Raw genomic sequence first — 13,802 nt, forward strand, 5'->3', positions numbered from 1 at the left:
CAGTTTTTCAGAGATGTACCCGATTTCATCAGCTGATTTCCGGAGAGGTGAATGGGGGCTGAGGAAAATCAGAATGGAAACGGCCGGGCTTCAAATTCCGCTTCTGTTCCCGGCGTCGCGCGAAGACCGCGTTTGACAACGCCTTCGAACAGTCTGCGCTTGCCGAAACGCGGCTCCCAACCGCACAAATCAGGCGACAGAAGCTTGATGCAGGGAATCTTCAGGTCCGAACGCGTTGCATCGAACTCCCAGATCTCAATCCCCTTGTCCAGGCAACCCTGAAGCAAAGCTTCATAGGTGAAGACCTTTTCGAGGTCTCCGGGAGGTGCCACGGGCGCCTCCTTCAAAGGCATTTCCTCAAGTATCGATCGCTCTCTGGCGAATTCCAATTGCCGCGGCAAAGGACCTGTTTTTCCGCCGGGAGCTGCCGCATCCGGATAGGCCTTCTCCATAAGTTCCAGGGAATATTCTGACTGAAGCATTTCCTCAAGTGCGCTTTCGCAGGTCGAGGCAAGATCCCAGCCGGCCGACGAGCCGAATGCCGCACGGCGGCCGTCGAACTCATGGGAAATGGCGCACACCACGAAGGCGTCCAAATCCGTATCAACAATGCCTACACTCCAGGACCGGGCACGATCTGACAAAAATGAACACAAGTATCCGGGCAGAATTTCCGTCAAGTATCTCCCTTTGAGTAAAGTTATCCCCAAGCGGTTGTACCACGCCTGGGCGACTGCATCGCGCTCAACCAACTCAAGCAGCGCTCGCTCGCGCGCGCCCTCAAGGTCACTCCAGACCGCACACCCGGAACTGGAAGCAAGCGACATGCGCCCGCCTGTAACCCACTCCGCTTCATTGAACAAAACCCCGGCACTCGGAAACTCAGCCACAGCCTGATCGTGCGCGTAACCGCCCAGACGCGTAAGGGCAACTCGGCGATTCGACATTTTTTTCCAATCCGGAGCCCCTTCCTGCCCCCGCCCCCCTTCCGCACCGAGCTCGAGAGCCAACCGCCGCTCCTGAGCTGGGCTAAACCCGAGCACCCGAGACAACCCAACTACAGGTTGATATTTATCATTGATAAAAATTCGGGCGTCCATTTTCCCTTCGGAGTAAAGACTTAAGCGCTCCGCGATCTCGCCAATGCAACTAATAGTTGCCGATGCGGATGTTCGTCCTTGCCCACCCGCCGGAATAGACCTCACCATCCCGCCTTCAGACCCAGGAAGGTCGGACGCCACTTTTAAAATTCCGGAACAGAAGCGCACCGGGCAGGTGTCAATCGACACCGGCACAATTCGCACATCGAAAGAAGTCAGCAACGGCAGAAAGAGGGGCAGATTTCGGTCAGCCATACGCAGTTGATCTGTCCCCTCTTCGCCGACAAGCAAGCCCGCTCTGAGGAGATCCGCAACCACGTTTCCGGGGAGTTTGACTTGGCCTTTTTCATTACGCGGCGGCAACAAAGACCCTTCACGCACAGCTCGGCAACCTTAAGAAAGTAACCATAAAATACTCACGCTCACCCTGCAATTGCACCCTACGTAGATTAATCGCTCAACTATTGAGAATAACCCCAATCCCATTCTACGTTGGTAGTGAAAGCAGTCAAGAGTAGTAATTACGTTAAACAAGTAACTAATATACTAACTTTTGACTTATTTCTGTTTAGCCGGGTGACCATCCAATCACCAGCTAAATCACGATACAACCTTAACTTATGGAGGCATAATATGCACGCTCAAAAGACTTATGACAAAGACATGGAAATTGGCGCGAAACTTGGTGCGATCATCCAGGATTCCGATAGCCGTGCACAGCTGATCGAAAACCCGGCTGAAGTCCTGGCCTCCGTCGGAGCAGCTTCCGACGTCACGATCTTTGCCGATACCGCAGACATGGTTCACCTGGTTGTTCCGGCCGGTATTGATGCTGCACGCGTTGCCGCAGGCGACGAAGCCTATTTTGAAGAACTCGGCAAGGCCGCTCTTGGAAACTGCTACTACGAGGATGTTCCCGAGTAAAAAGCGGCAGTACACGGACCATTTGCCCGAGCCTTCCTATCGGAGACTCGGGCAATCGAATTGAAGGTAATAAATATGGCCCGATTTCCTTACTACCAAAAAAACGTAAAAGAGCTAGGCAAACTAATTGCCAGAGCAGCCCTTGACGAAAATTTCCGGAAGAGGCTTCAAGAAAATCCGTCAAACGAGTTAGCCGCCATTGGCCTCCCGCAGCAAACGACCGAACTCGTCGAGTTCAAGGTCGTCGACGGAAATGAAGCCCCCAACGCCGTGGCTCTGCCTTTCCGTCTAAACCAAAACAAAATCAATTCCGCGAACGAAACGTATCTTTCCGGAATATCGAAGATGTTCAGCTTAAACTGATCCGGAACCTGAAAATAAAAACCGCTGTACCAAAGCCGCGCCTTTATCAAAGTCCTGTCGCGCCTTGTTGGCCTGAAAGAAGTTTATTTTCTTTCTCCAGTTCTCCGGATCACTGGTGATATCCGGTGAGCTACTCAGAAATGAATGGCGATGTTCGCTGTATCTATGAAGCGTTTGAAGTGCTTCATCTTTTCGGCCAGCGCACAACAACGCCGCTACACGTGTTGTGAGACCGCTGACGCCGACACCTGAACCTCTTTCGATATGAGTGATAGCGCTTTCATAATCCTCAGCCGCGAAAAAGATGTTCGCCAGATACTCATAAAAAACTCGAGGGATAAACGCGGCGAGCGCGAATGCCCTTTCAGCCGTCGCGATCGCCTCTTTTACATCGCCGGAAAATGCTAGTCCCTCTGCTACAGACATCAGATTTGCCGGGTCTGCCGAACTCAAGCGGCCGGCATTCTGGAATGCCCGTTTTGCCTCTTCGGGCATATTGGACAAAATAAGCGTCCATCCATAAATGCGCTGGTTCACGGCCTGCCAGGGATCGAGCATAATAGATCTCTCAGCCAGGCTGAGAAGATTATTCATTCCATCTGAAAGCTGATCATCAAGTAGCGGAAAATGAAGCGCACGCTTCATTATGATGGATGCTCTTCCAGAATAGATCATCGAGAATGAACTGTTCTGACGTTCAATTTCATCGAGTATCCGCAAAGCTCTTTCATCGGACTTCGGGGTAAAGTCCCACATCAAAGCATCTGCCTGGCACCAGCGTGCAAAGACCGCGGTATTTGCAGGATTACGAAGTTTGCCAATGGAATGCATGTTAATGCGGCTTACAATTTGGCTCGCGACGGGAGAGATTCCGTTCCACATATTGAGATCAACAATCTCATTGAAAACAATCTGCCCGTTGCTTCGATCCTCAAATTGGACAACGATTTTATTGAATTTTTCATCGTGACGAAAACGAAGAAGGTAACTGCCCAGGTCATTTCCGTTGACGAGAGTTGCCTTGGGAACGTTTTCGGCGCCGAAATATTCTGACTCGTAGAGGTCAAAAGACCGAAAGGAAGAAAGACCGGAAACGATTTCTTCTCTCAAATGGACGGCGTCATTCGGGCCCTGTTTTCCAAGTGATGAGGAAACTATCGAAATTTCCGGAAGACCAACGACTTCTTCGCTGTTCGAAAGTCCCCCTCGTACTGAACCGACATCTCCCATACGCATGAATACGGAAGACGAAAAATCATCAACATGCTCTTCTGATAAAAGTGCTCTTGTCTCTTCCTCGGGCTCGGCATCCAGATGCAAGCGCATTTCGCGTTCACAGGCTCGCAACTGTTCCTCGGCCCGGTCGCGCTGACCCAGTTTCAGATACAGGCGTATAAGCACTCGGTGCGCAGATTCGAATGCCGGATCGATTTTCAGGAGAAAACGACCACCAGCCTCCACCTGCTGCCCACCATCCTCAACTGAAATCTGGTTGAGATGCCGGAATGCGGCGCTTGTCACCTCCGAGCGGACACGTTCACGTTCGACCGTCAGCCAATCGGAGAAATCCGGATCGATGTCCTCGAACCCGCTGAGAAAATCACCGCGCCAGAGCTCCTTCGCCTCCTCGAAATCGGACGCGTTACCACGCTCCAGAAGCTCCTTCATCTTGATCAAATCCGAAGAAAACAGCACCTGGTCGAGCTGGATGTGTCCGGGAGACGAAATGACGACGTCAATTCCGGCTTCCTCTTCCGCCGTTTTCAGCTGGCGCAACGCCTGTCGCAGCGATTGCATGGCCTTGTGGTGGTCGGAACCACTCCACAACAAATCGGCAAGGGCTTCCCGCTGGGCGGACATGGCGCCCATTCGACTCAAATAACCCAATATTGCCAGCGCTTTACGGGTCTTTACCGCAACGGGTTCCTGGCCTTTGCCTAAAAGCAAAGGCCGACCCAAGCAAGCGAAGCAAAACGCGTTTGCCATCAATTCCCCGCAATTGAATTGCACATTTCCGTCAAGTTGATAACGCAACCGCGAATATCACGAAACCGGAAACACAACAGCACCTTATCACGCTCCTTTCACGCCGCAACAGCATGATTTTTGCGGATGGTCACAGCAGCGTCGCTGCAATCGGTAAACTATTACTGGTGGGTAGTATTATGTCTAAGACAGTCGACAAACCGATTCCTGCGGAATCGCTACAAGAACCGGCAATCGAAGCGATCAAGCGGATGATTCGCTATACCAGAAAAGAATCGGACAAGGACGGCCGGACGTTCTGCTCCTACTTCCTCGATATGGCACTCCAGTCTCTGGAAGACGGGACAGAGGATCTCGATATGATCCTCAAGACCAAGATCACCCCGCTCATGGTCGGCCAGCAGAACATTTCCTCGAAATCTGATTCTGCCTGACAGCGCCGACAGGTACTCAGGAAGTTTCAATTAGAACCAGCCGGCTCTTTCAATTTCGGAGAGCCGGTTTTTTCTTGACCAGGGCAAAGATCCGCACTGTTCGAAGCTTTACAAAATCCGGTCGTTCCGCCTGCAGCAATGAGTCTGATGATCTTCTTGAGAGATAGCTGACATTTCATTCCGATCACATGGTTTACACATTTCGCATTTGGGGAGGCCCGAATGCCTCGGAAAGAGTGTAGAGCCATGGATGAACGACTACGCTTTGTTGCCCGTCTTCTTGAAGGTGAGAAGATGGTGCCGTTGTGCCGTGAGTTCGGCATTTCGCGTGTCACGGGGTACAAGATTTTTGAGCGTTACAAGGAATGTGGCCTTGACGGCCTCAATGACCGGAGCCGGCGTCCCTATCGTCAGGCCAACAAGCTTCCCTTCCAGATAGAGCGGTGCATTCTGGGTCTCAAGCGCGAGCATCCATCCTGGGGTGCGCCGAAGATTCGTGACAAACTGATCCGGCACTACCCTATGTTCAAGGCCCCGGCGATCAGTACGGTTCATGCGGTGCTCGACCGTCACGGCCTGGTCCAGCGCCGCAAACGCCGCCGCTACAAGGCGCGGGGAACCGAGCTTCGTGACGCACAGGAGGCGAACGGGCTGTGGTGCGCCGATTACAAGGGAGAGTTCAAGCTGGGTAACCGGCAGTATTGCTATCCACTGACGATCACCGACTACAGGTCACGTTATTTGCTGGCATGTGAGGGATTGACCTGCACCAAATCCGACTTCGCCTTCGCCGTTTTTGAGCGCGTGTTCAAGGAGTTCGGGCTTCCCGCAGCCATACGGACCGACAACGGCGTACCCTTTGCCAGTCCGAATGCGCAATTCGGACTGAGCAAGCTGTCCGTGTGGTGGCTGCGCCTGGGAATCCGGATCGAGCGCATCAAACCCGGCTGTCCGCAGCAGAACGGCCGACACGAGCGCATGCATCTGACGCTGAAGAGGGAAACGGCAAAACCTGCCGCCTTCAACTTTCTCCAGCAGCAGGAACGTTTCGACCGCTTCATGAGGGTTTACAACAATGAACGCCCCCACCAAGGCCTTGCTGGGGCGTATCCCGGAGACATCTATACACCTTCGGCCCGTCTCTACGAACCGCCCCGTGAACCGGAATACCCCTTCCATGATCGCACCGTGCGCGTCACCCGTTGCGGTCGCATCTGTATTGGAAAGCGGAAGATCAATCTCAGCCAGGTCTTCTCAGGCCAGATCCTGGGACTTCGGGAAGTCGACGACAAAATCTGGCTCGTCTCATTCCTCGATTATGATCTGGGTTTCTTCGACGATAAAGAGAACCGCGTCGAACCGGCAATCAACCCATTCACACCGGAGAGAGGGTAAATTGTCTCTCCGGTATCAAATGTAAACCATGTGACGAGAATGGACCTGAAAAAAGTGGCGACCCCGACAGGATTCGAACCTGTGACCATTCGCTTAGAAGGCGAGCGCTCTATCCAGCTGAGCTACGGGGCCTGATTTAACCTGGATGTTAGTTCCTTGCCGCTGCCATTTAATGCATCATAAAAAGTGGCCGTGTCGATCCGGGAAAACGCGTTTCAACAATCAATTCCGGCAGGAGCCGAGAACTTCGGACAGAGGCAATCCCATTCTCTTCGTTCAGTGTGTCCAGGGAGCGACCCGGTTGAACTTGAAGTTGTCCGCATAGGCCGAGCCGCGCACTTTGCGTTCCTGAGCCTTTTCCACCCTGTATGGAATACGATGCCGGCGTGCATAGGCGACGGCTTCTTCCTGGGTTTCGAAGAACAGACGAATCTGCTGTTTCATGTCGGCGGATGAGGTATAGCCCATCAAAGGTTCAACAGACTTGGCCAACTCCGGCTCGTAATCCAGCACCCAGCGGTGGGTCTTTGCCTTGCCGGATTGCATGGCGGTTTTTGCCGGACGGTAAATGCGCGCAACCATGATTCTTTGCCCCTCATTCAAGGTCCCGGAGATTGACTACCTAGACCAGAGCTTTTTCCCGCCTTTTCGGCGGAAGTCAACACCGTTCTCGATCCTGCCGACGAACGAACGTCTCATCTTGCATGCAAACAATAAAAAAAGTTTGTATTAACGGTGTTTTCCAGTGGCTGTTTATAGACCAAAATTCGCCATGGCACCTATTTGCAACCTATGCTATTAGCTCTCGATCGTTATATGCCTAAAGGACGCGTGTCAGTTCTGCATATGAAGGAAACAGGGTTTCGGTTGCCCGAATGACTGACGCATCTTAATCTGTGCTCAATGAACACCGATTAAGATGCGTCAGAGCTATATAATTGATTTGGAATGAGAAACTGAGGGATTTATCTGACATTCGATCCCGAAGATGTCCGGAACAACAACGAGTAAGACCCGTTCATGCATTATGGATCCATAAAGGGCTTAGGGGCCTATGTTCCGGAACACGTTCAGCCAACTGCTGTCGAGCCGGAAAATCTGAAAACAGCCATCGATGCAGCAAATCTCACTGAAATGTGGGAAATGATCCTGACGCTGGACTACGCCGTCTCGGATCCTGCGGACCTGACGCCTGACAAACGTGACGAGTTCATGAATGTCATGTCACTGCTGCTGAAGGCGTTCGACCGGTAATTTCCAAACCCTGCAATCTCAAGCTCGCATTATAAAGACCGAGCGCGGGTTCTTTCCGGACGCCTCTCTGCGCACCTTGGGCAAACGTGACCATGCCGTTTCCGGCAGTTTCCGCCAAACGCAGACCCAACGACCTCGCGGTTAAAAACCGGCTACAAGTCTGAAAAATTTTGGAAATTTTGGTCGGGGCAGCAAGATTCGAACTTGCGACCCTCTGGTCCCAAACCAGATGCGCTACCAGGCTGCGCTATGCCCCGATCCGTTGATTTGCTTGGATTTATAGGCGTTTATGGCTGGCGTCAAGTGAGAACAAACCCGGAATTTGTAGCTCCTGTGGACAGTTCTGGACATATGAGTCCCGAAATAGTCCCGAAATATGTTCATGATGCGTTCTTCTTAGCTTGGTTTGGCGTGAAATTCCGTGAAAACCAAGTGGGGGACAAAACATGGTCAAATACCTTTCTTTTTCTTCGTTTCACGCTTGGGTCACAGGTAACTCCCGTATCGATAGAACTGCTGTATCAGGCCTTCGGGCCTGATCGCGGGGGGCGATGGAATGCGATAGTGACATCGGCCGGCGTATAGTCTTGGCGGATTGTGGCCGGCAGTCCGGAGCGCTGCAACGCTCCGGATCTCCCGCGTCATTCTTGCGGGAAGATTTGATCGGTCACCTGCTTGCCTCGTTCACTCTTTGTTCCTATGACAAGGAAACTGAAACAAACAGGCGGTGACCAGACATGTCACGCAGAAGCGGCCGCGGACACATCAAGACGGATCAGATATTGGAAAAGCTCGCGCTTGGCCGCGACGGCGCTGTGCAACTGTCGCGAGAGGCGAAGATTGGCTCAATGGAGTATCGGAAAGCCGGATATGTCATGGAAGCGATCGACGACCTGGCGGAAAAGCTCACCGGTGACAGATACCACTTTCACTGCAAACCAGCCACGACTGCACCGCGAGACAATCGCGGCTAGAACGGGCGGAAAGCGCTCATTTGCTGCGGTTTGCACAAATAGCGGCTATGTGGAAAATGTCAGTGTGATCGTTGTAAAACTACCCATTTTGCGACGACGCAAAATAGAAACTCTAATCGAGAGTTTTACGAACCATAAATGCAGATCATTTTTCGCCCCCTTACGCGCGATGACCTTCCCGAACTCCGCACATGGTTTGAGGATGCAGAGCTATCACGCCGGCTGTCATTTCCAACCGATGAATGGTTCGCCTATGTGGACGCTGGGGCCGCCGCTCTATGCTGGATGGCGCTGGATGCCGGGAAAATGTTTGCCGTGATGCAGGTTGACCGAGAGGATTCAGAGCGAGGCTATCTTGACCTTGCCGTGCGTCCTGATCTCAGGGGCCAGGGGTTCGGAACGGCGGTTATGAGGGCGTTTCTGTCAGGGCCTGGACGTGCCTATGCGATCCTGGAAGGACGCATAGAGCCGGACAATGTGGCCAGCCTCGCCGTCAGCCGCCGCTGTGGTTTCGAGATACTGCCGGAGCTAGATGCGGATGGCTTGTTTCCAGCGATCTATCGTTCGTCGCGCAAATCCTGATTTTTGCGACAGGTCTCTAATACAATATCTGGAAAGTTGATTTTCGGTGGCCGCGTCACCAACGGCAACAATGGGCCGACATTCCCTCGCAGGGACACTGCCCATTCAAAGGCTCGAGCCGCCAAGAGCTGGCCATTCAGGTCAAGTGAGCAGCCTGTCAGTAAAGACCGAGCTTTGAGGTCGGGTCATGATGCCAAACCTCGACAGATGCGGCAGTCCGACTAGGCGGCCTCCTTCAAACTCGCCACGGAACGCAGACACTTTGCCCCAGCCGGTTGGGTGCTTCTCCAAGTGGCGAATGTTGAGCAATTCTGATAGGATATTGGTGGTCAGTGCGCCCATTGTAACAATCAGCGATGGCTGTGACGTTTGTAGCACTTCTGTCCAAAGCTCTTTCCCGAACTGAACAGATTGCTTTCGGTTTGTCAGACTTTTCCAGTCTCGCGAGCGGAACGGGACGAGGTTTCCGGCCAAGACGTCTTCTGGCTCTATTTCGAGCCTGGCGAAGAGGGACAAGACCTGCTTTTGTAGCTGGTGCTGGCTAGGTGCGCATCCGGCCCAGCTTTCATGACTATAGGCACTTCCTCGCTTCATTGCGTATGCGCCGTGCATATCTTCTTCGACCGAACCTCCGGGATTCAGGCCTATGAATGCTACTGGGGCTCCCGCTAGAGTTTCGGAAGGGCTGTAGAGAAAGCGCCACCCAAGGGTGTTTCCACTCCGTTGATATGCTTCTTCGATCCGGCCCCTGAAATTCATTGAGATCGTGCCTGTGGTTGTAAAGTTGTCCTCATGCTGCACAATACACAAATGACCGAAAGGGGAGCTTCGCTGCAAGCCTCAAGAATGTCGGCCCTGAGCTGGATGTTCCAGTTCGGTCAATCGGGCTCACTACTTTCTCGGCACTCCCCGCCAGATCTCCAACACATCTTGCGCGAATGTCTTCGGATCCCGGCTGGCACGCAGGATAAACACCGCGATGTTCCGGCCGGCCATCGCCAGGATGCCGGCCATGCCGTAGGCCCATTCCTCGCCAAACCCAAACAGGCTGCGCACTGGATCGCCGAACACCAGCGCGGCCATGAAGCCGACGAAAAACGTCATCAGCCGGTCGCGCGCGGAAATATCCTTCGGCAAGGCAGCACCGATGACCGCGAACGCGCTGATCGCGGTGATCTTGGTCAAAGGCAACTGCCAGAACCAATGCCAAAGTCCGTCCATAAGTTCTCTCATTGGTGGCCCCTTCCCCCAAATTGCTGCCGGTATGTGTCGTGCCAGTCCGCGCAACGCGCGATCCGGCTGTTGGCGCGGCCAAGCGCCTGGTCGGTCTTGATCAGCGCCAGATCCAGCGGATCGCCGAGGTAAACGCCGGAGCGCTCACGCTTGCGGCAATCGGAGGGAAGATCCGGCGGCGCAGTTTTCGCCGCGGCCTCGCCCAATCTGGCCCCGGCCTGCTTTGCCCGGTCCCTATCGGTTTGACAGGCGCTCAAGAAGAGGCCGATCGACAACAGCATCAACAGTCGAAACATAATCATCCAGCTCCAGGGCTTGTTGGGTGCGCAGGGCTTCGGACTCCGTCAGTTGTTGCTGAAAGGAGAAGTTTGCGGTTTCCAAAGCGGCGGTGCGGCGCTTGAGTACGGCCAGCTCGGCCTCGGCCGCGGCCAGTTCAACATCGGCGACATAAGAGGAAACGGCCGCGCGCACGGCACTCGACTTGTCGAACGTGTGCCAGGTGAAAAGCGCCAGCCCGACTGCCGCAAAGGCGGTCAGAATGGCGCCGGTTCTGGATGTCCAGAACCAGCTGAGGGCGGCGAACATCAGCCGTAGTCCTGCGGTTGGCGGGGCTTCTTCGGCCATTGCTTGGTAACGACATCGAGGCCGAAGGCCCCGCCGGCGAACAGAAAAACCGGTGTCGTCAGCAGCTCCGCCCAATAGCGCGCCGCGCTGCCGCCGCCGCTCCACAGATCGAAGCTGCAAAGCATGAGCAGAGCGGCCAGCAAGGCCCATGCGGTTTCCCGCTTGTATGTCTTGACCATCGGAAATCTCCTTTAGAGACGGGCCGCCTGGACGTGCATCCAGTCGAAATTGGCGGTGCGGCCGAGCGAGACCCAGCCCTCTGCTTCCCATGCGCGCCAGAACGGAATGGCGTCGTCGAGCGACAGGCGCGCCCGAGGCCGCTTCCAGGAAAGGCGGTTGCGCTCCGGATCGAAGTCGATGGCAATGCCCCAGGAATGCATGGAATAGCGGCTGCCGCCGCGCATGCGGCGCACGTTCAAAGAGCCACCGAAAAGATCCAGACCGAGATCCTTGATCTCCCGGTCTGAATAGAGCCCGTGGATCTTGTGAAGCGCGCGTTCGGCGGAAGCCGCCACCTTGCTGTGAAGAGTGATCGTGCGCACCGGCACGTCCAGGTCCCAGGCAAGGCGCATGCCCCAGGGAACCTCGACACGCGTCTGGCCGGTGCCGACCGCCCCGTAAAACGAAAGGACGTCTTTCTGGCGTGGCCAGATGGTCTTGCGGCGATCGTCGGGCAGGTCGCTGTCGCGATCCGGAATGAACCCGCTCACCTCGACCGGAACGCGCGAGGCGGCCGCCTTCAGTGCGGCCACCGTCGCCTTGTCCGCCTGCGAGGTTATCGGCAGCCCCCGGGCGGTCTGGAAACCGCGCAAGGCATGCAGGGTTTTCGGACCAATTTTGCCATCGATTTCACCGCAGGCAAAACCATGCGCCGTCAATCGGCTCTGCAACCACATTTCAAAAGACAAACTGGACATTCCGCCCTCCTTCGTTTGGGCATGAAAAAACCCGCCTCGATGGGCGGGTCGGTGGAAACTGAGTGTTCGGTTCAGGTCAGCGGGCGTCGGGTCCCGCGCCGTGGTTCGTGGCCGGATTGAGCCTGTCCGGGACAACTGCGGCAGGGCGCTTTATGTTAAACTTGGGCGGGAAGCGGTTATTCGCTTCGGTGGCTACCAAAGTCGGCTGTGCGCAGATAGTGACATTTGCAAAGTCTTGGAATCTACCAGCCGGGCGGCGGTCCCATACTGAACGAGCAACGGATGGAGCAGACCTTCGCTGCAGGAGCAGCCAGCAAGCATCATTGAACGGACGGAATGCTGACAACCCTGTCGTTGTTTTCCAATCTTTGAATGTCTTTACGTGGCCGATTAGGAGCCATATATCTGCAGAATGAAGTTCGATATCGCGCCCGATTTATTTTTGAAATTCCTCCAGCGGTCAGACGCTGAGGACTTGTTTCGGGTTGTTGATGCCAACCGTGATTTTTTGCGGAGTTGGTTGCCTTGGCTCGACAGAAACTGTTCGCCAGATCATTCTCGGAAGTTTATCGAAAGCATCCATGGCCAAAAAAATGCCGATTTGGGTTTTGCATGTGGGGTTTACTGGAAAGACAGTCTTGTTGGGATGTGCGGTTTTCACGAGATTAACAAGCAAGAACAATCAGTTGTTATTGGGTATTGGCTGTCAGAAGATTGTCAGGGGAACGGCATAATTTCTCAATGCACATCCTTTTTCATCGGCTACGCCTTTGACAAGCTGAGCCTTGAAAAAGTTTGGATACCAGTCGCCGAAGGAAATATCCGCAGTCGTAAGGTTTGCGAGAGACTTGGCCTGGTGTCAGAGGGCATATCTCAAAGGGCTGAATGGCTCTATGACAGATGGGTAAACCACGTTTGCTATGCTATGGATGCGCAACGGTGGCGTGAGAGAAGCCGAAACGCCAACGGTCGATCGTCTGGGATGAGGTAGCTTCTTCCTTCAACGCGCTGAGCAGCATCCGTGACCCTGGGCTCCTTTCTGCCATTCGCCGCAAATGGCTCGAACGGCAGCTCCGGGCCACAATCGCAAATTGACTGAAGGCCCTACCTACCGTCCGTCCCTGCCCCGTCCTGCGGCTGTTGCAGATCCAGATCCGTCGTCGCACCGCCGGATCGGCTGGCTTTGTGGGTGACGCCAACAATCCGATAGGTGCCGTCAACGCCCGCCCTTGTGCCGCGCAGTTGAAACAGCGCCTCGGCCTGCGCTTCAGGTGTCAGGTTCAATGTCACCCTGCCCTTGCCACCTTCCCGCTCGATCTGCTGCTTGCGGCCCTCGGCGATTTCCCTTGCATGGTTTTCATCGCGCGCGATGGATCGCACCAGATTGACGGCCCTGGCCTTCTCTCCGGCGGCGCCGCTCTCCGTCCTGAAATCCATCGGCAGGCCTTTCTTCCGGTCGAAGTAAGGCACCGCGATTTCCTTAAAGACCGGCCGGGTCGAGACCGGCTCGATGTCCCACGAAATGAGGTCGCCGCTGCCCCCTGTGTTGAACAGGCCGGTGATTAATGGAAGGCCGAATTCCCCGCCGTGCTTGGCAAGGACCGCAATGTTTTCCCGGAGCTTGAAGGTGCCGCCGAGTTCACGCGCGAGCTTCTCGCCAAGGTGCAACAGGCTCTCGCCATCCGCTGCGATATAGTCGCGCACGATATTCCCGAGYGCGGGATCGATCTTCATGTCGAAGCCGGCCTTCTTGGCGACCGTCTTCAGGAAACCGCCCACCGTACCTTCGTCCTGGTGGATGCGTTGTGGCTCCTTCGCCTTGCCGCTGACATCGAACCCCTTGGCGGACACCGAGAGCGAACGCCCGGAAGACCGGGAGCCGGAGGATTTCACGCTGTCGATGATGCCGGCGAATACCTGGACACCATTCAGGCGCACCAGCACGCTCCCTCCCGGCTGAGGAAGCCGGATCGCACCGCCGGTGTCGTCCATCCTGAGCGAGCAACTGTCAGACGA

General features: G+C 54.7%; 18 protein-coding genes and 2 tRNA genes. 8 read left to right on the forward strand and 12 right to left on the reverse strand.

Annotation, left to right across the window (positions count from 1 at the left end):
• Positions 1 to 68: 68 nt before the first annotated feature.
• Entirely contained in the window at positions 69 to 1,463 is a 1,395-nt protein-coding gene (locus OA90_RS28015; RefSeq protein ID WP_156510482.1) for a YcaO-like family protein, read from the reverse strand.
• A gap of 270 nt (positions 1,464 to 1,733) precedes the next feature.
• On the opposite strand from OA90_RS28015, the gene OA90_RS13410 reads away from it, so the two are divergent.
• Together OA90_RS13410 and OA90_RS13415 are read left to right on the forward strand one after the other, a co-directional pair.
• The gene (locus OA90_RS13410) at positions 1,734 to 2,024 is read left to right on the forward strand and encodes a hypothetical protein (RefSeq protein WP_068412220.1); all 291 of its coding nucleotides are present in this window, start codon (positions 1,734 to 1,736) and stop codon (positions 2,022 to 2,024) included.
• Between the two features lie 75 nt (positions 2,025 to 2,099).
• Complete coding sequence (locus OA90_RS13415) at positions 2,100 to 2,387, forward strand: hypothetical protein (protein WP_068412222.1); 288 nt, start codon at positions 2,100 to 2,102, stop codon at positions 2,385 to 2,387.
• On the opposite strand, the gene OA90_RS13420 is transcribed toward OA90_RS13415, so the two are convergent.
• Complete coding sequence (locus OA90_RS13420; protein WP_068412227.1) at positions 2,379 to 4,373, reverse strand: BTAD domain-containing putative transcriptional regulator; 1,995 nt, start codon at positions 4,371 to 4,373, stop codon at positions 2,379 to 2,381. The two genes, OA90_RS13415 and OA90_RS13420, sit on opposite strands and share 9 nt — an antisense overlap.
• Before the next feature lie 113 nt (positions 4,374 to 4,486).
• Between OA90_RS13420 and OA90_RS13425 the strand changes: the two genes are divergently transcribed.
• Positions 4,487 to 4,807, forward strand: coding sequence for a hypothetical protein (locus OA90_RS13425; RefSeq protein WP_208986117.1), 321 nt, complete (start codon positions 4,487 to 4,489; stop codon positions 4,805 to 4,807).
• Between the two features lie 246 nt (positions 4,808 to 5,053).
• Positions 5,054 to 6,202 (forward strand): integrase core domain-containing protein, encoded by a 1,149-nt coding sequence (locus OA90_RS13430; RefSeq protein ID WP_208986118.1) that lies wholly within the window; start codon positions 5,054 to 5,056, stop codon positions 6,200 to 6,202.
• 55 nt (positions 6,203 to 6,257) lie between these two features.
• On the opposite strand, the gene OA90_RS13435 is transcribed toward OA90_RS13430, so the two are convergent.
• Both OA90_RS13435 and OA90_RS13440 read right to left on the reverse strand, forming a co-directional pair.
• A tRNA-Arg gene (locus OA90_RS13435) sits at positions 6,258 to 6,334 on the reverse strand.
• 144 nt (positions 6,335 to 6,478) lie between these two features.
• Positions 6,479 to 6,784, reverse strand: a complete 306-nt coding sequence (locus OA90_RS13440; RefSeq protein ID WP_068412236.1) for an ETC complex I subunit — start codon at positions 6,782 to 6,784, stop codon at positions 6,479 to 6,481.
• A gap of 438 nt (positions 6,785 to 7,222) precedes the next feature.
• Between OA90_RS13440 and OA90_RS13445 the strand changes: the two genes are divergently transcribed.
• Positions 7,223 to 7,456, forward strand: coding sequence for a hypothetical protein (locus tag OA90_RS13445; protein ID WP_068412239.1), 234 nt, complete (start codon positions 7,223 to 7,225; stop codon positions 7,454 to 7,456).
• Between the two features lie 180 nt (positions 7,457 to 7,636).
• Here OA90_RS13445 and OA90_RS13450 read toward each other — a convergent pair.
• A tRNA-Pro gene (locus OA90_RS13450) sits at positions 7,637 to 7,713 on the reverse strand.
• Positions 7,714 to 8,193: 480 nt separating this feature from the next.
• On the opposite strand from OA90_RS13450, the gene OA90_RS13455 reads away from it, so the two are divergent.
• Both OA90_RS13455 and OA90_RS13460 read left to right on the forward strand, forming a co-directional pair.
• Positions 8,194 to 8,430 carry a hypothetical protein gene (locus tag OA90_RS13455; RefSeq protein ID WP_068412244.1) on the forward strand — a complete coding sequence of 79 codons (237 nt, stop codon included), beginning with the start codon at positions 8,194 to 8,196 and terminating at the stop codon, positions 8,428 to 8,430.
• Between the two features lie 138 nt (positions 8,431 to 8,568).
• The gene (locus tag OA90_RS13460) at positions 8,569 to 9,012 is read left to right on the forward strand and encodes a GNAT family N-acetyltransferase (protein WP_068412247.1); all 444 of its coding nucleotides are present in this window, start codon (positions 8,569 to 8,571) and stop codon (positions 9,010 to 9,012) included.
• Positions 9,013 to 9,153: 141 nt separating this feature from the next.
• Here OA90_RS13460 and OA90_RS13465 read toward each other — a convergent pair whose 3' ends face one another.
• The 6 genes from OA90_RS13465 to OA90_RS13490 form a co-directional block, all read right to left on the reverse strand.
• Positions 9,154 to 9,771, reverse strand: coding sequence for a uracil-DNA glycosylase family protein (locus OA90_RS13465; protein ID WP_068412249.1), 618 nt, complete (start codon positions 9,769 to 9,771; stop codon positions 9,154 to 9,156).
• A 132-nt stretch (positions 9,772 to 9,903) separates the two neighbouring features.
• Positions 9,904 to 10,245: a hypothetical protein gene (locus OA90_RS13470; RefSeq protein ID WP_068412250.1), complete on the reverse strand. Its 342-nt coding sequence runs from the start codon at positions 10,243 to 10,245 to the stop codon at positions 9,904 to 9,906.
• Positions 10,242 to 10,541, reverse strand: coding sequence for a hypothetical protein (locus tag OA90_RS13475; protein WP_156510483.1), 300 nt, complete (start codon positions 10,539 to 10,541; stop codon positions 10,242 to 10,244). The genes OA90_RS13470 and OA90_RS13475 overlap by 4 nt, the downstream gene beginning before the upstream one ends.
• Positions 10,480 to 10,830: a hypothetical protein gene (locus OA90_RS13480; RefSeq protein WP_068412259.1), complete on the reverse strand. Its 351-nt coding sequence runs from the start codon at positions 10,828 to 10,830 to the stop codon at positions 10,480 to 10,482. The genes OA90_RS13475 and OA90_RS13480 overlap by 62 nt, the downstream gene beginning before the upstream one ends.
• Positions 10,830 to 11,048: a hypothetical protein gene (locus tag OA90_RS13485; protein ID WP_068412262.1), complete on the reverse strand. Its 219-nt coding sequence runs from the start codon at positions 11,046 to 11,048 to the stop codon at positions 10,830 to 10,832. The genes OA90_RS13480 and OA90_RS13485 overlap by 1 nt, the downstream gene beginning before the upstream one ends.
• Positions 11,049 to 11,060: 12 nt before the next feature.
• Positions 11,061 to 11,786, reverse strand: coding sequence for a peptidoglycan-binding protein (locus tag OA90_RS13490; RefSeq protein ID WP_068412265.1), 726 nt, complete (start codon positions 11,784 to 11,786; stop codon positions 11,061 to 11,063).
• 412 nt (positions 11,787 to 12,198) lie between these two features.
• Here OA90_RS13490 and OA90_RS13495 point away from each other — a divergent pair, with 412 nt between their 5' ends.
• Positions 12,199 to 12,777, forward strand: a complete 579-nt coding sequence (locus tag OA90_RS13495) for a GNAT family N-acetyltransferase (protein ID WP_068412272.1) — start codon at positions 12,199 to 12,201, stop codon at positions 12,775 to 12,777.
• 113 nt (positions 12,778 to 12,890) lie between these two features.
• Here OA90_RS13495 and OA90_RS29010 read toward each other — a convergent pair.
• Positions 12,891 to 13,802, reverse strand: a 912-nt coding sequence (locus tag OA90_RS29010; protein WP_068412395.1) for a late control D family protein, incomplete at its 5' end; no start/stop codon positions are given.

The organism is Labrenzia sp. OB1, assembly GCF_001624695.1.
Taxonomy (GTDB): Bacteria; Pseudomonadota; Alphaproteobacteria; order Rhizobiales; family Stappiaceae; genus Roseibium.